The sequence below is a fragment of the Mesorhizobium sp. B2-4-17 genome (genome assembly GCF_006441275.1).
Classification (GTDB): Bacteria; Pseudomonadota; Alphaproteobacteria; order Rhizobiales; family Rhizobiaceae; genus Mesorhizobium.
Genome location: NZ_VFUX01000010.1, coordinates 66,231 through 82,268, shown reverse-complemented (window position 1 = coordinate 82,268; position 16,038 = coordinate 66,231). Strand labels below are relative to the sequence as shown.

Annotated in this window: 12 protein-coding genes; 7 read left to right on the top strand and 5 right to left on the bottom strand. The window is 64.5% G+C overall.

Features of this window, described 5'->3' with window-relative positions:
- Positions 1-36: 36 nt before the first annotated feature.
- Together FJ548_RS10150 and FJ548_RS10145 are read left to right on the top strand one after the other, a co-directional pair.
- Positions 37-723, top strand: coding sequence for an aspartyl/asparaginyl beta-hydroxylase domain-containing protein (locus FJ548_RS10150; protein ID WP_140612044.1), 687 nt, complete (start codon positions 37-39; stop codon positions 721-723).
- A 142-nt stretch (positions 724-865) separates the two neighbouring features.
- Positions 866-1,747 carry a DMT family transporter gene (locus tag FJ548_RS10145; RefSeq protein ID WP_140612042.1) on the top strand — a complete coding sequence of 294 codons (882 nt, stop codon included), beginning with the start codon at positions 866-868 and terminating at the stop codon, positions 1,745-1,747.
- A gap of 86 nt (positions 1,748-1,833) precedes the next feature.
- Here FJ548_RS10145 and FJ548_RS10140 read toward each other — a convergent pair whose 3' ends face one another.
- Together FJ548_RS10140 and FJ548_RS10135 are read right to left on the bottom strand one after the other, a co-directional pair.
- Positions 1,834-5,502, bottom strand: a complete 3,669-nt coding sequence (locus tag FJ548_RS10140; RefSeq protein ID WP_140777787.1) for an autotransporter domain-containing protein — start codon at positions 5,500-5,502, stop codon at positions 1,834-1,836.
- Between the two features lie 236 nt (positions 5,503-5,738).
- Entirely contained in the window at positions 5,739-6,686 is a 948-nt protein-coding gene (locus FJ548_RS10135; protein WP_246678607.1) for an AraC family transcriptional regulator, read from the bottom strand.
- 218 nt (positions 6,687-6,904) lie between these two features.
- Here FJ548_RS10135 and FJ548_RS10130 point away from each other — a divergent pair, with 218 nt between their 5' ends.
- The 5 genes from FJ548_RS10130 to FJ548_RS10110 all read left to right on the top strand — a co-directional run bounded on the left by FJ548_RS10130 (position 6,905) and on the right by FJ548_RS10110 (position 12,212).
- A complete protein-coding gene (locus FJ548_RS10130; protein ID WP_140777785.1) occupies positions 6,905-8,050 on the top strand; it encodes a helix-turn-helix transcriptional regulator in 1,146 nt (381 codons plus the stop codon).
- A 263-nt stretch (positions 8,051-8,313) separates the two neighbouring features.
- On the top strand, positions 8,314-9,681 hold the full coding sequence (locus FJ548_RS10125; RefSeq protein ID WP_140694574.1) for a nodulation protein NfeD: 1,368 nt from the start codon (positions 8,314-8,316) through the stop codon (positions 9,679-9,681).
- Positions 9,678-10,436 (top strand): slipin family protein, encoded by a 759-nt coding sequence (locus FJ548_RS10120; protein ID WP_140612031.1) that lies wholly within the window; start codon positions 9,678-9,680, stop codon positions 10,434-10,436. The genes FJ548_RS10125 and FJ548_RS10120 overlap by 4 nt, the downstream gene beginning before the upstream one ends.
- A gap of 748 nt (positions 10,437-11,184) precedes the next feature.
- Entirely contained in the window at positions 11,185-12,003 is an 819-nt protein-coding gene (locus FJ548_RS10115; protein WP_140777784.1) for a hypothetical protein, read from the top strand.
- Positions 12,000-12,212 (top strand): hypothetical protein, encoded by a 213-nt coding sequence (locus tag FJ548_RS10110; protein ID WP_140777783.1) that lies wholly within the window; start codon positions 12,000-12,002, stop codon positions 12,210-12,212. Before FJ548_RS10115 ends, FJ548_RS10110 begins: the two co-directional genes overlap by 4 nt.
- 8 nt (positions 12,213-12,220) lie before the next feature.
- Here FJ548_RS10110 and FJ548_RS10105 read toward each other — a convergent pair whose 3' ends face one another.
- Genes FJ548_RS10105 through FJ548_RS10095 form a run of 3 tightly spaced genes read right to left on the bottom strand, consistent with a single transcriptional unit; the run spans position 12,221 to position 15,968 of the window.
- Positions 12,221-14,515: a xanthine dehydrogenase family protein molybdopterin-binding subunit gene (locus tag FJ548_RS10105; protein ID WP_140777782.1), complete on the bottom strand. Its 2,295-nt coding sequence runs from the start codon at positions 14,513-14,515 to the stop codon at positions 12,221-12,223.
- Positions 14,512-15,495 (bottom strand): xanthine dehydrogenase family protein subunit M, encoded by a 984-nt coding sequence (locus tag FJ548_RS10100; RefSeq protein ID WP_140777781.1) that lies wholly within the window; start codon positions 15,493-15,495, stop codon positions 14,512-14,514. Before FJ548_RS10100 ends, FJ548_RS10105 begins: the two co-directional genes overlap by 4 nt.
- On the bottom strand, positions 15,492-15,968 hold the full coding sequence (locus tag FJ548_RS10095; protein WP_140777780.1) for a (2Fe-2S)-binding protein: 477 nt from the start codon (positions 15,966-15,968) through the stop codon (positions 15,492-15,494). Before FJ548_RS10095 ends, FJ548_RS10100 begins: the two co-directional genes overlap by 4 nt.
- Positions 15,969-16,038 lie beyond the last annotated feature (70 nt).

Sequence of the window (16,038 nt, the reverse complement as noted above, 5' to 3'; positions counted from 1 at the left end):
TCAGATGTTCGTTTATAGTATCGTCGAGGCCATGAAATGTCGCGCACCTACGATCTTGCATCCGATGTGATCCGGCGTGTCTACGAAAAACGGATAGACGCGCCGGCTATCCTTGATGTAGCCACCGAATTTCCGAACGCGGCGAAATTCACCAGTGCCTGGCGCGGCATCCGCGACGAAGCGCTTGCCGTGCGACTGAACAAAGTGCCGCGCTTCCACGACATCATGCCGGAGCAGGCCGAAATCTCGGCCAATGACGGTCTCGACTGGCGCATGTTCGTGCTCAAGGCCTATGACCTCGCGGTGCCGGAGAACCTCGCACGGATGCCGGTTCTTGCGCGGCTGCTGGCCGAATGCCCGGAAGTCAAATCGGCGGCGGTTTCGTTCCTGGCACCGCGCAAACACATCCCCAGCCATCGCGGGCCTTTTCGGGGCATCATGCGATTTCACCTTGGCCTGGCCATTCCGCGGCAGGCGGATGGCCGCCCGGCAACCGTCATGATGATCAATCATCAGGAGAGGCGGATCACCGACGGCGAGGGCATGCTGTGGGATGACACCTACCCGCACGAGGTGATGAACAACGCCGATGAGGCCCGGGTGGCGCTGCTGCTCGACGTCTGGCGCCCAAGCATGCCGCTGGACATGGAAATCCTGTCCCGGCTGATCCTGCTTGGCGTGCAGGCCGGGATGCGCCGCAGGGGCGTGTCATTTGCCGGCTGAGGCGGCGGCTGCAGGCTGTTCGCCTCGCGCACCGGTCCTGACCCCATCAAGCCGTTTCCGCTGCCTCACGACAGGCGGGCCGGTTCGGCCTATCCCCAGGCCGCCAGGGAGCTGACGCCCGCGGCATGGAGGATAGCATCAAGTGACATTGACCCCGGTTGCCCGTCGCGAAGCGGCGCCCTTGCCCGTCGCGGCGCTGATGGGCGCCATGGTGTCGATCCAGATCGGCGCCACCTTCGCCAAAACGCTGTTTCCGGTCATCGGCGCGCAGGGCACGACGACGCTCAGGCTGGTCATCGGCGCGCTGATGCTGATCGCGGTGCTGCGGCCGTGGCAGGTGCGGCCGTCGCGCGCCACCCTGCCGTGGCTCATCGCCTATGGCGTGACGCTTTGCGCGCTCAACCTGCTGTTCTATGCGGCACTCGCCAGGATTCCGCTCGGCGTCGCGGTGGCGCTGGAGTTTTCCGGGCCGCTTCTGGTGGCGACGCTGACCTCGCGGCGCGCCAGCGACTTCGCCTGGATCGCGCTGGCCGTGGCCGGCATCGTCCTGCTTTCGCCCTTTGTCCACTCGCTGCAGCCGCTTGATCCGACCGGGGTGATGCTGGCGCTGGCGGCCGGCGGCTTCTGGGCGCTCTACATCGTGCTCGCCCAGAAGGCGGGCGCGGAACTCGGCTCGCGCACCACGGCCTATGGCATGGCTATCGCCGCGGTGCTGGTGCTGCCTTTCGGCGTGGCTGAGGCCGGAACGGGGCTGCTCGCGCCGTCGATCCTGGTCAGCGCGCTGCTGGTCGGCCTGTTCTCCAGCGCGCTGCCGTTCTGGCTCGAGATGGTGGCGCTGACCCGGATGCCGGCCCGCATCTACGGCACGCTGACCTGCCTGGAGCCGGGACTGGGCGCACTCGCCGGCTTCCTGTTCCTGCACGAGAGCCTCACCGTGCCGCAACTCGCCGGCATCGCCGCCGTCATCGTCGCGGCCGCCGGCACCGCGCTGACATCGAAGCCGCCGGTGCCTTCGCCGGAGTAGGATCGACTGACGTGCCGGCTCAGGCTGCAAAAGCCGGCCCTAATCAAAGAGACATGATGTCACACTTTTCGGCATCATGCTCTGGGTCAGAACCGCAGGCCCAGATTGATCTTGGCGCCCTGGTCGACCGTGCCACCGCCGAATTGCCCGGTATAGGAGAGGCCGAGCGTGGCATTGGCCGACATGTCGAGGTCGAGACCGGCCTCGACTACCGCCGCGTCCCTGGCGACAGGCACGCCGGCGATGGTGAAGGCGTCTCCGCCCGCGAAGGCGAAGCTGGACGTCGGCGCGACATCGCCGAAGGCATGGCGCCAGCCGAGCATGCCGCGCGCGGTGGCGTCGACGCCGCCAAGCATGAAGCCCGTCGAGCCTCGCAGGCCCAGCGTGGTGAAGGTGGCGTTGGTGCTTGTGCCGGCGCTGGTCAAAGCCGACGCACCGTCCGTTTCGGTGAAGCCGTCGGTATGCAGACTGACATAGGCCAGATTGGCGAAGGGTTCGACCTTGAAGCGCCCGGCATCGGCCTTGTAGGCGAATTCGCCGAACGCTTGCGCCGTGCCGGCATCGTAATCGGCCGAGAGCTGATCGGCAAAACCGTCGAAGGCGACGGAGCGCCTTGTCGAGAGGCTGCTCCAGCTGTAGGCCGCGCCGCTGCGGAAGGCGATGGCACCCCAATTGGTGCCGCCATAGAGGCCAAGATGATAGCTGTCGCTCTTGCCGGAGGCGTTGCGGGCGTCCGCATCGAAAGAGGAATGGCTGTAGCCGCCGATGAGGCCGACGCGCCAGCCGCCGACCAACGTGTCGGCGCCGGCCAGCAGGCCGCCGGTCGAGCGGTCGAAGGCGGCGGCGTTACCATCGCTGTCCTTGTTGCCCCACGAACCAAAGGCCTGGCCCCAGACGGCGAAGCGATCGGTGTCGGCGGCGACCATCTCCGGTCCACCCTCGCCATAGGCCATGACCGGCAGTGCCGCCGCACCACCATCGCCGAAAGCCGCGGCGATGCGATTGCTGGCGGCGTCGCGGACGAAACGGCTGTCTTCGAGCAGCATGCCCTTGGCCGAGGCATGGATATCACCCGAGAGCTGGTCGAAGGCTGCCTGGGCAGCGGTTTCGCTCGGCAGGCCCATTATGGCATCAAAGAGCGGATTGCCGCCGCCAAGGCTTTCGGCGCCGCCGCCGGTGGCGATCTGGTTGGGCGTCAGGCCGACCGAGGCGAAAGACTTTGCCTGCACCACATCGAGATAGACATGCGTCGGGTCGTAATTGGCGACAAGTCCGATGAAGGGGCCGGCCCCGCTGAGCGTGTAGGTGCCGATGACGCCGGTATCGGCCTGCAGCACGGTGTAGTGTGTGCCCAGCACATAAGGCGCGGCATCCGTCTTGACCACGTCGAGGACCGCGCCGGCGGCGATGGTCGCCGTGCCCGTCGCCTGGACGAGGTCGGACTGGCCGGTCGATGTCAGTTCGACCTGGTAGGTCGAGCCCGCTGCCTGGTCGATGCCGCCCGCGACGTCGAGGGTGCCAATCGAATTGCCCGGTGCGATGATGCCGCCCGACTGTACGACGATGCCGCCAACCGTACCGTTGCCACCAAGTGTGCCACCCGCAACTGTTACCGCCGAATTGGCCAGCGAGCCGTTCACCGCCAGCCGGCCACCCGTGACGTAGGTCGCACCTGTGAAGGCGCTGGAATCGGCGGTCAGGCTCGTCGTGCCGGCGATCTGGTTGATCGTGCCCGCGCCGTTGATCGCCGACGCGAAAGTGTAGTTCGTGTCGGTATGATTGAAGTTGATTGCGCCAGCACCCGGTCCGAACTGGACACTTGCCGCATTGAGCGCGCCCGCGGCCGCCGCGGGCGATCCGCTCGCCGCGCCGATGTTCAACGTGCCGACAGAGCCCGCCATGACGGCGATGTTGACCACGCCGCCGGCCGACACCGTGCCGCCATTCGCGATCGTCAGCATGCCAGTGCCGCTGATGCCGACATTGAGATCTCCGCTATTGGTCCAGGTCGAGCCGGTGCCGTCGACATTAGCGGTACCGGTGACCCCGGCATAAAAGCCCAGATAGCCATCGGTGTCGGCGATCTTGCCGCCATTCGAGACGATCAATGAGCTCGTGCCGCGCTGACCGACAATAAGAAGGCTGCTGCTGGTCCAGCTTGAGCCCGCGCCGCTAACGATAGCCGAACCCGTCGACCCGACATCAAAACCAAGATAGCCGGCATTGCTGGTGACGGTACCACCGTTCGAGATCGCCAGCGTGCCGGTGCCGTAATCGCCGACAACCAGCAATCCGCTGTTGGTCCATGTCGAGCCCAACCCGTCGACGAATACCATGCCGGTCGAGCCTGCTTTCGCGCCAATGGTCCCCGCGTCATTGCTGACGGTGCCGCCATTCGAAATCGTCAACGTGCCCGTGCCGGCGTCCCCGACAAAGAGGCTCGACGCGATGCTCCAGATCGAACCTATGCCATCGACCGTCGCCGCGCCGGTCGAGCCCGCTTCGGCGCCGACAAAGCCGATGTTGCTGCTGACGAGGCCGCCGTTCTGGATCCTCACTATGCCAGTGCCGTAATTTCCAACGTAGAGGCCGTCCGTGTCGCTCCAGGTCGATCCGCTTCCGGTGACCGTAAGGGTGCCGCTCGAACCGGGATTGACGCCGATGTAGCCCGACGCAGCGCTCACTGCGCCGCCGTTCTGGATCATCAGCGCGCCGTCACCGAAATAGCCGATGGAGAGAAAGCCGGAATTGGTCCAGTGCGAGCCCGCGCCTTCCACCGTCGCGGCGGCAGCCGGGCTGAAATTGGCGCCGATATAGCCGTTGGTGTTGCTCACCATGCCACCGCTCTGGACCGTCAGCGTGCCGGCGCCGTCCCAGCCGACATAGAGCTCGCCGGAATTGGTCCAGGACGAGCCGGCGCCGGCGACTGTCACAGCGCCGGTCGTGCCGGATTTGGCGCCGACGATGCCACTGTCGTTGCTCACCGCGCCGCCGTTCTGGATCGTCAGCGTGCCGGCGCCGCCCCAGCCGACAAGGAGATTGCCGGAATTGGTCCAGGACGAGCCGGGGCCGGTGACCGTCGCTGCGCCATTGGAACCGGCCTGCTCACCGATCGAGCCGAAGGAATTGCTGACAGCGCCGCCATTGGAGATCGTCAGCGTGCCGGTGCCGGCATCGCCGATGAAGAGCGCCCCGCTGTTGGTCCAGGTCGAGCCGGCTCCGTCGACCGTCACGGTGCCGGTGCCCAGACCGTAGCCGACATGACCCATGGTGTCGCTCACAGCGCCGCCGTTCGAGATCGTCAGGGTGCCGGTGCTGTTCGTACCCAAGGCAAGGAAAAGGTCGGAACTGTTGCTCCAGACCGAGCCTGCTCCAACGACGCTCACCGTGCCGCCCGCGTTCGAAACGTAGCCGAGATAGCCGGCCGTGTCGGAGAGGGTGCCGCCGTTCGTAATCGTCAGCGAGCCTGTGTAATCGGCAATGGTGCCGACAAACACATAGTGCGCGGCTGCATTCGGCGCATTGACCACCGCCGGATGCGGGAACGTGGCATCGAGAGTAACGTCGTCGCTCGATGTCGGAACAGCGGCGGGGTTCCAGTTTCCGGGGGTAAACCAGTTCGTGGAGGCGGCGCCGGTCCAGCTATCGGCGGCCGATGCGGAGATCGACTGGCCAAGGCCGATCAGCGCCGTCGAAGCCAACGCCAGATATTTCAACGCCTTCATCTTGCGGCCTTCAAATCCATTCTGCGGCATTCAATCCCCTGACCTGGCAGTCGTTGCACCCTGAGGCTGACATGTCATCGGCGCCCGGCTGTTGTCTTGGGCAGGGCAGCACTGGAATTGGACTGGAGTGAAATGCCGTGCCTTTTCCGCGCACTGTGGCCGTTTGGTCCCATCGATCGCCGCCGGCGCCATGGCTTTTCGGCCTTTCAAGGAGAGGGAATCAGACATGGCGCGCCGGTTTGCCGGTTGCCGGAGGGTGCCCAGGTCTATCTGGCCCCGGTCGGCGTGTGGCCGAAGCGGCGACGGAAGCAGCGGTTGAAATAGGACACATCGCTGAATCCGCTTATCATGGCGATGTCGCTGACCCGCATGTCGTCATTGTGTCTGTGCGAAAGCATCTTGTGGGCTCGCTGCAAGCGCAGTTCAAGAACGCGTTCGGTAAAGCTGGTGCCCGTCTCCTGAAGCAGATCGTGGATGTAGCGCGCCGACAGGCCGAGTTCTTGCGCGACACCTTGGGCGGAGATGCCGGGGTCGGCAAAATTGTCGGCGATCTTGGCCAGGATCGCCTGCAGCCTGGCGGCGCGCAAGCCGCGAAGGCCGGCCAGTTCGGCAGCCTGACCTTTCGCGCCGGTCAGCAGGCCAATCAAATCGACGATCGTCTCCGTCGCGTGGGCTATGAGATCGGGTGAGCCGAGCGGGCGGCCGGTTTCAAGAAGCAGGCAATAGCGCTTGAGAAGATCGAGGGCTTCGTTGTCGGCGCCGATCTTCAACGCCAGCTTGTCGTCGATCTGCGGGAAGGCCTTGGAAAGGATGGCGCGCGGGACCACCACATTCGCCCACACATTCCTGTCCGCACCACCCATTTTCAGCGCTTCCGACGCGGTGACCAGGACGGCTTCTCCCTGACCGATGCCATATTCGCGGCCGACCTGAGCCCCGGCCAACACGGTGTCGGCCTTGTTGATCAGCAGCAGATAGCCGTCATTGTCGTCTTCGGCGATGTTGCTCGCCTTCCTCGTCGCATGCTTGATGGTTCCAGACATCTGGCCAAGAACGAGCGGCCCGACAGCCGTGGCTTCGATCGCGGCTTCGAAAGGCAGGTTTTGCGATATGCCGTACTCGACCGACCATATTTCCGCGACATGAATGTCTTGCCAGAGGGAAAATCGTTCGCGTTCGTCAAGATGTGATGGCAATTGAGCCGATGAAAACACCGTCTTTCGTGACAATGTAAGACCTCAACAGAGCACCCAGTTTCAAAAAAATCGAACGCGATGCTTTCCATTGTGAGAATAACCGGCAACAGTGGCCGCTTGGCGTTCAATTGATCGAATTGAACCTTTAATTGACAGCGACCGCGCCTGGCGTCATCCGAAAGTATGACGCCGCAAGATCCGCCAGCGGCGGGATCGGGGGCATGCTTGGAGGCGTGATGGAGAGACCAAGCAGCGAAGTCCTTTCTTCGATTATCGGCGATATCTATGATTGCGTTTTGAACCCCGACGGCTGGGCCGGGGTGATGACCCGGATCACAACGGCTGTCGACGCCGCCTATACCACCATCGCGCTTGCCAGCACCGACGGCAATCACGGCCGCTTCGCGGCCCAATCGCCCTGGGATCCGGAGCAGATGCGCGTGCTCCAGGATGACTATGACTTCGACACGATTCCGGGGCTGAAGGCCGCGGTCGTCGGCGACGTCGACACCCCTGTCGCCACGCTGTCGCGGATGAGCGAGGCCGAACTCCAGCAGACGCCGTTTTTTAAAAATTGGGCCAAACCGCAGGGATTGCGTGAGGGCTGTATCACCAAATTCGTTCATACATCGGACCGGATCGGGCTCGTGGGCTGCACCACGCGGGCCACGAGGGCGGTCATCTCAGCCGAAGATCAGCGTTTCCTGGCATTGCTCTCGCCGCATCTACGCCGTGCGTCGCTGATTGGAGACCTGCTCGATCAGACCCGCGTTACCGCCAATCTTTATCGCCAGGCGCTCGACCATCTGGCCGTGCCTGTTGTTCTGACCGGCGCCAATGGCGCCATCCTCTACGCGAACGGGGCCGCCGAACGGATGTTTTCGATGCAGGGCCCGATTCTTTCCAGGAAAGGCCTGCTCCAGGTGCAAAACCCGGCGGTGGCCCGTCCGCTTCTGGATGCGATCGCCAATGCCGCCAGCGCGGATGCCTCGCTTGGCGCCCGAGGCATAGGCCTGCCCATTTCGGCCCCGGGGCAGCCGCCGGCAGTCGCCTATGTATTGCCGTTGACCGAAAGAACCGCCCGCGCGGTTTTTCGGCCCGCTTGCGCCGCCGTCTTCGTGTCGACCACGACGTCCGCTTCGCCACTGCCGGAAGCCGTTCTCACCACATTGTTCGAGCTTACGCCCGCGGAGGCGCGGGTGCTGCTGCGCATCGGCAGCGGATTGTCCGCCTCGAAGAGCGCATCGTCGCTCGGCATCGGCGAAACCACGCTGAAGACACACCTCAACCGCATCTTCGCCAAAACCGGCACGAGACGCCAGGCCGATCTCGTCAAACTGGTTTCGGACATCGGCACGCCGCTGGCAGCTGATTGGCGCTGAAGCCGCCGATCTGCTCCGCAGGGGAGACCGGCGGTTGCGCGCGTTCGCGGACCCAAGCCTGCTGATTTGCGCTCGCTCCTGAAGAGCGTCGCGCCGAACGGATTCACGCGCCGCGCCGAGGGCTGGGATTCTGGCGTGTCTCCTCTGGCCTGCCCGCCATCTTGCCCTTCCGGCCGTCGATTCGGCCGTCACGATCGCCGATGTCGCGTCGTCTATGGACTCGCCCAAATACAACCCCATATTGAATCCATGGAGCTTTGAGCGTGACCTTCGCGCGGGTGGCCCTTCTTGCCGCGGCCTTCGTCGTCGCGGCTGTTCTTTGTCCCTTCTCTTCGGCCGAGAGCGAGAGGGTCGCCTTGAGCGTCGCAATTGACGGCGCCATCGGGCCGGCAAGCAGCAGGCAGCTCGAGGAAGCGCTTGATGTCGCGGCCAAACGGGACGCGGCAGTCCTCATCCTGCAGCTCGATACGCCGGGCGGGCTGGTCACCTCGATGCGCGAGATGATCGCCGATATACTGGCGTCGCCGGTGTCGGTCATCGGCTATGTCGCGCCGGCCGGCGGCCATGCGGCGAGCGCCGGCACCTATATCCTCTACGCCACCCATGTCGCTGTCATGGCGCCCGGCACCAATGTGGGTGCCGCGACGCCGGTGGAGTTTGGCGGGCTGCCGTCGCTTCCGGGCGGCGAGAAGGGCGACCAGAAGGACGCCAGTGGACGGCCCGCGGGCGACGCGATGATGGCCAAGGTGACCAATGACGCCGTCGCCCTGATCCGTTCGCTCGCCGAACTGCGCGGTCGCAATGGCGACTGGGGCGAGAAGGCCGTGCGCGAGGCGGCGAGCCTTTCGGCCAATGCGGCGCTGCAGGAACATGTGATCGACTTCGTCGCCCGCGACACCACCGAACTCCTGCAGATGGCCGATGGGCGCACCGTCGATGTGGCCGGCAGGAAAGTCGTGCTGGCGACGAAAGGGCTGCCGGTCGAGACGCTGGAGCCCGGCTGGTTCATCCGGCTGCTTTCCATAATCACCGATCCCAACACCGCCGTCATCCTGATGCTGGTCGGCGTCTATGGCATCGTCTTCGAGTTCACCAGCCCGGGTGCCGTGGCGCCCGGCGTCATCGGCACCATCTGCCTCGTGCTCGGCCTCTACGCGCTCGATCTCCTGCCGATCAACTATACCGGCCTTGCCCTGATGCTGCTCGGCGTCGTTTTCCTCATCATCGAGGCCTTCAATCCCACCGTCGTGCTTGGGCTCGGCGGCGTCGCCGCCTTTCTGTTCGGCGCAACCATGCTGCTCAGGGTCGAGGGGCCGGGCTTTGCCATGTCATGGGCGGTCATCGGTCCCGCCGCCGCGCTGACGTTTGGATTGGCGCTGCTGAGCGGCACCTATCTCTGGGCGGCGCGCAAGAACCCGCCGCGCGTCGGCGGCGAGGCGATGCGTGGCCAGCTGGCCGAGATCCTCGATTGGCAGGGTGGCGAGGGCCATGTGCTGGCCCTGGGCGAGCGCTGGCGGGCGAAGGCCGATGAACCGATCGCGGCCGGCGACAGCGTCGAGGTGACCGACATCGCCGACCTCGTGCTGACCGTGCGGCGGCGCGACGCGGGAAGGAATGGAGCAAGACAATGATGATTGGTTACGTGGCCTATCTGATCGTTGCACTGGTCGTGATCATATTCCTGTCCGCGTCCATACGCATTCTCCGGGAATATCAGCGCGGCGTGGTCTTCACGCTCGGCCGCTTCACCGGGGTCAAGGGGCCGGGTCTCATCATCCTTGTCCCCTTCATCCAGCAGATGGTGAAGGTCGACCTGCGCGTGGTGGTGCGGGATGTGCCGCCGCAGGACGTGATTTCGCGCGACAATGTCTCGGTCAAGGTCAACGCGGTGCTCTATTTCCGCATCGTCGACGCCGAGCGGGCGGTCATCCAGGTCGAAGACTTCATGGCCGCCACCAACCAGCTGGCGCAGACCACGCTGCGCTCGGTGCTCGGCAAGCACGAACTCGACGAGATGCTGGCCGAGCGCGACAGGCTCAACAGCGACATCCAGGAAATCCTCGACCAGCGCACCGATGCGTGGGGCATCAAGGTGTCCAATGTCGAGATCAAGCATGTCGACCTCAACGAAAACATGATCCGCGCCATCGCCAAGCAGGCCGAGGCCGAACGGCTGCGGCGCGCCAAGGTGATCAATGCCGATGGCGAGCAGCAGGCGGCGGCGAAACTGGTCGAGGCGGGCCGCATGCTGGCGGCCGAGCCGCAGGCCATGCAACTGCGCTATTTCGAGGCCTTGCACGACATCGCCGGCGAGCGCTCGTCCACAGTGGTGTTCCCGCTGCCGGTGGATCTGCTCAGCCAGTTCCTGAAGGGGCAGGGGACGTGATGGCGGGTGAAGTGTATTCTCTGCCTTGGCTATCGTATACGGATTTTGTTGACGCTGACCCCAATCCCCGGCCCCCAACTCCCCGCAAGGGAGGAGACTTCATTGGTGCTAGTGGGGGCAGATCGCGACGTGGCAATGCCGGGAAATGAGGAATGACACCACCGCCTACGGCATGGCGGCTGCAGCTGCCGTTCGGCGTGGGAGAGGCAGGAATAGGGCTGCTCGCGCCTCGATCCTAGTCAACACCCTGTTCATCGATCTGTTCTCCAGCGTGCTAACCTGCCTGGAGCCCGGGCTGGGCGCGCTGGCCAGCTTTCCTGTTCGAAGCCGCCGGCCGTCGCAGGAGTAGGCCACCTACATCGCACTATTCTACTGCGCTGGTTGTTGTTCTTGGGTCCCAAGTGTGTCTGGTGCGTACCCGTTCCCCATTTCAGTCGCAAAGGCCGGCCAACGAGGAATGTGCGTCTGCTCTCGAATTGTTGATTTGGAATCCACCTGCCACCATTGTGCTTTTTATTTTAATAAGACAATACTATAAGGAGAAACTGAATCCACAAATAGTGTTGTTTTTTCGCGCCGTGTTTCGAGATTCCGAGCAGATATGATGAAATCGCTGTTGCGCGCAACTACATGATTTTTCTACTGTTTGCGGTAATTGAAGATGATTTTACATGCTTAATTTTCCAACTTTGACGTGCCGATAAAGCTGTTTTCGGAGGGGGTCGTGGGGAAAAGAGCGCGAGTAATCGTGGCGCTGTTGTTATCAATCGCACTGACAGCCTGCGGAACTGTTACGCCAAGCATACAGGAGTTCTGGGGCAACCCCGATAATGCCGGAGCGCTCGAGTCTGATGTCGCTCAGCAGATCGAATGTGAACTCGCTGGTGCGTTGAGCGAATTGCACGGCAACATCCAGGGCAAGCCGCTGCTCGAAAGCCAATATGGCTTTGTCTTCGGGTGGAACGCCCAGGTCAATTTGACCTTCGCCGCCGATGAGCAGTCCACGCTCAATCCGACACCATCGTTCATCACTGCCCTGCATCCGCTGGCCAAGTCGCAGACATTCACACTCGGCCTGTCGGGCACCTACAAGAACCAGGCCACCCGGACAGACAAATTCACGATCACCTATAAGGTCAAGGACTTCATCGGCGGCAAGAAATTCGACTGCAAGACCGGACGGCCTGAGCCGGGAACCTTGTTCGTGCGCAGCGACCTCAAGATCAAGGAATGGCTATACCAGGCGCTGAACATTACCGTCAGCCAAGGCGGTCAAAGTGAAGTCTCGGCGCATCCTAAATATCCGTCCAAGATCGACGCCATCTCACACGATATTCGATTCGATATCGTGTCGTCAGGTGGCGTCGCGCCAACTTGGAAACTGGTCCGGTTCGGCACAGGCGGCAATCCACTGCTTAGCGGCCAGCGCGACCGAAGCCAGGATCTGGTTTTGACCATGGGTCCCCCCGACAAAGCCAACCCCGACGAACTAGGACCGGCGGCACAAGTGTCCAGCCTATCTTCGCAACTCGCAAACTCCATTAACGCTGGAAGGTTACCGCAATGAGCACCGCAGCTAAGTCTGCAAAGGCCGCTGGAAGACTAGGCAAACGACGCGCTCCGACGCTGGCCATGGTGACAAACCTGGTCCTGAAGCAGGCGGATGGGAAGCACCGGGCCCAAGTCATCGGCCCCGATGGAAAGATCAAATACTGCTCCATCGATCCGGATACAGGTGGGATAGATCTCAACGACTGCATCGGTTCTCCCGACTAGCCACCTAGCTAGATCAGCTTCTCCAGCGTGATCGGCAAATCCCGCACCCTTTTCCCCGTGGCGTGGAACACCGCGTTGGCGATCGCCGGGGCGACGCCAACGATGGCGAGCTCGCCGACGCCCTTGCCACCGAGCACCGAGGAATGCAGGTCGGGGATGCCGACCGAGATCACCTCGATGTCGGGAATGTCGGCATTGGTCGGCACCAGATAATCGGCGAGGTTGTTGTTGACGATGCGGCCGTGGCGGCGGTCCATGATGCCTTCCTCGAGCAGCGCCTGGCCGATGCCCATGATGATGCCGCCCTTCCACTGGCTTTCGGCGAGTTTCGGGTTGTAGAGCCGGCCCGAATCCAGCGCCGACACCACGCGCGACACGCGCACCGTGCCGAAATCCTCGTCGACACGCACCTCGACGAAATGCGCGCACCAGGAGTGGCGGGAGTAGTCTCCCTCGGTATGCGGCAGCGCCATGGCGATGGTGGTGTAGTTCTTGTAGCGGTCCTCGGCGCTCGAATTGGCCGGCATGGTGTCGCCTGTCGCCTCGATGCGATCGCGGCCGACGCTTTTGAGCAGTTCGGCGATCGAGACATCGGGGCCGTCGCCGCGCGGCGCGGTGATACGGCCGTTGGCGACGACCAGCGTGTTGGCCTGCAGGGCGTGGAAGGGCGAGCGCGGATCGCTGATCGCCAGGCCGATCAACTGGTCGAGCGCCGCGGTCGCGGCCTTGTAGACGGCGCCGGTCATGACGCCGGCCTGCCGTGAGCCGCCGGCGACGCCGGCACGGGGAAAGCGGGAATCGCCCAGCCTCACCACCACGTCGTCGGCTGGCACGCCGACCGTTTCGGCAGCGGTCTGCGCCAGGATGGTGTAGGTGCCCTGGCCCATGTCGATCGAGGAGCTTTCGACCTCGACCGAGCCGTCGGCCAGGATGCGCACGATCGCCTCGCCATAGGCGCGCCGCACCGGATAGGTGCCGGCGGCGACGCCCCAGCCGATCAACTGGTTGCCGTCGCGCATCGAGCGGGGCTCCGGCGTGCGCCTGGCCCAGCCGAAGCGCTCGGCGCCCACGGCAAAAGCCTCGCGCAACTGCCTGGTCGACCAGGCTTTTTTCGCTTCCGGATCCTGTTCGGCGTAGTTCCGCAGCCGGATCTCCAGCGGATCCATGCCGACCTCGTAGGAGAGTTCGTCGATGGCGCTTTCGATGCCGAAGGCGCTCGGGTTTTCGCCCGGCGCGCGCATGGCGCCCGGCACCACCGAATTCACCCGCACGACATTCTGTTTGGAGGAAAAATTCGGCGTCGCATACATGATCGAGGTGACCGATCCGAGCGGCTCGACCCACATGCCGTCGATCGATGTTTCATTGACGCCGCGATGCACGATCGACTGTATCAGGCCGTCATGGTCGGCGCCGATCGTCACCGTCTGCCGGGTCGCGGCGCGGCCGCCATAGCCGGTGAACGTCTGCGAGCGCGTCATGACCAGCCGCACCGGCCGGTCGAGCATCTTGGCGGCACATGCGGCCACCGCGCCATGGCTGAGCGCCAGCGCCTTGGAGCCGAAGCCGCCGCCAATATAGGGCGAGACCAGCCGCACATTCTCGAACGGCACGCCGAACCATTCGGCATAGGTGCGGGCCATGCCGTCCAGCCACTGGCTCGGCTCCCACACGGTCAGCCTGTCGCCCTCCCAGCGCGCGATCAGACCATGCGGCTCCATCGGCGCCTGGTATTCGCGCGGCGTGTTGTAGGCGGCGCAGATCCGCACCGGGGCCGAGGCGAAGGCGGCCTGGGCGTCGCCCCATTCCTTTGTCATGGCGTCGATCGGGATGCCGTCGCCGGCCTTGCTATCGCTGAGGTCGACGATTGCCGGCGTCTCGTCATAGCTGACCTTGACGAGTGCCGCCGCGGCGACCGCCTGCTCGAAGGTCTCGGCGATGACAGCGGCGACATGCTGGCCCGAGAAGGTGATGTCGCGCGCCAGCGGGCAATAGGGCTTGTCGGGCGGCGGCGTGCCGAACCAGTCCGACGCGCTCCTGAGGCTGATGATGGTGTCTGGTGTGAGCACTCGCAGCACGCCCGGTGCCGCCTCGGCCGCCTTGGTGTCGATGGCGCGCACCTTGCCCGATGCGATCGTGCTTTCGACCAGCACGGCGTAAGCGAGGCCTTCGAGCTGCTGCTCGACGGCGTATTTCGCCGCGCCGGTGATCTTGGCCGGGCCGTCGACGCGCGACAGCCGGCCGCCGACGGCTTCCGCCAGCGCGCCGTCGGACGCATCGCCATGTCTTGTGTGAACGGTCATGCCGCTTCTCCCAATTTGAGGATGGCGCGCGCGACGACGCGCGGCGCGAGCTCGATCTTGTAATGGTTGGCGCCATGGTCGACGGCGCCCTCGACCGCGAGCAGGCTGGCGGCCCGCACGGTATCCGGCTCCAGCACCTTGCCTTTCAGGGCGTCTTCCACCGCCCGCGCGCGCCAGGGTTTGGTGGCGACGCCGCCGAGCGCCACGCGCAGGTCGCGGATGGTGCGGCCATCGGCTTCCAGTTCGAGCCCGACCGCGGCACTGGCCGCGGCGAATTCATAGGACTCCCGGTCGCGGATCTTCAGATAGGTCGAGCGGCGGGCCGCGGCGGAGGAGGGGATTTCGATGGCGGTGATCATCTCGCCAGGCTCGATCGCATGCTCCCTATCCGGCGTGGCGCCGGGCAGCAGGAAGAAGTCGTCGACTAAAAGCTGACGCTCGCCGAGACGGACGGTCGCGTCGAAGGCGACCAGCGCGGTGGCGAGGTCACCGGGGTACATGGCGATGCAGGCCGCGCTGGTGCCGAGCACCGCGTGTCCCCTGGTGACGCCGCCGATCGCCGAACAACCGCTGCCGGGCTGCCGCTTGTTGCAGGCCGGAAAGTTCGCGGGATCGCGGAAATAGGGGCAGCGTGTGCGCTGCATCAGATTGCCGCCGATGGTCGCCATGTTGCGGATCTGCGCCGACGCCGCTTGCCACAGCGCCTCCGAGACGGCGGGGAAGCGGCTCTTGATGTCGGCGTGGTCGGCGACATGGCCCATGCGGGCGAGCGCGCCGATGGTGGCGCCGCGCTCGTCGACCGAGATCCGGTCGAGCCCCTTGAGGTGGGTGATGTCGACCAGCGTGTCGGGCTCGGCGACGCCGCATTTGGCGAGGTCGATCAGCGTGGTGCCGCCAGCCAAGAGCATGGCGCCGGGCAGGGCGGCCGCCTGGCGCGCGGCGTCCGTCGAGCTGGCTCGAAGATAGGAAAAATCCTTCATGACGCGACCTCCAGGGCTGCCTGGCGCACGGCGGCGACGATGTGCGGATAGGCGCCGCAGCGACAGAGATTGCCGGCCATGTATTCGCGGATCTCATCATCCGAGCCGGCATGGCCCTCGCGGATGCAGGCCACCGCCGACATGATTTGCCCGGGGGTGCAATAGCCGCACTGGAAGGCGTCCTGTTCGAGGAAGGCAGCCTGCACGGGATGCAGTTCGCCCTCCCGTGCAAGCCCCTCTATGGTGGTGATGGCGCGGCCCTCGGCCTGGGCTGCCAGCGTCAGGCAGGCCAGCACGCGCTCGCCGTCGACATGCACGGTGCAGGCACCGCACTGGCCGTGGTCGCAGCCCTTCTTGGTGCCGGTCAGGCCGAGGCGGTCTCGCAAGGCATCGAGCAGCGTGACACGCGGCTCGAGTTGCAATTCGTGGTGCTGGCCGTTGATGTCGAGATGGACGGGGATTGTGTTCGTCATGGGCGCCTGGCTCCAGTTGCTTGACGCGGGGCGGATAGGGTGAAGACGGCGGAACTGCTGATCTCTCTCC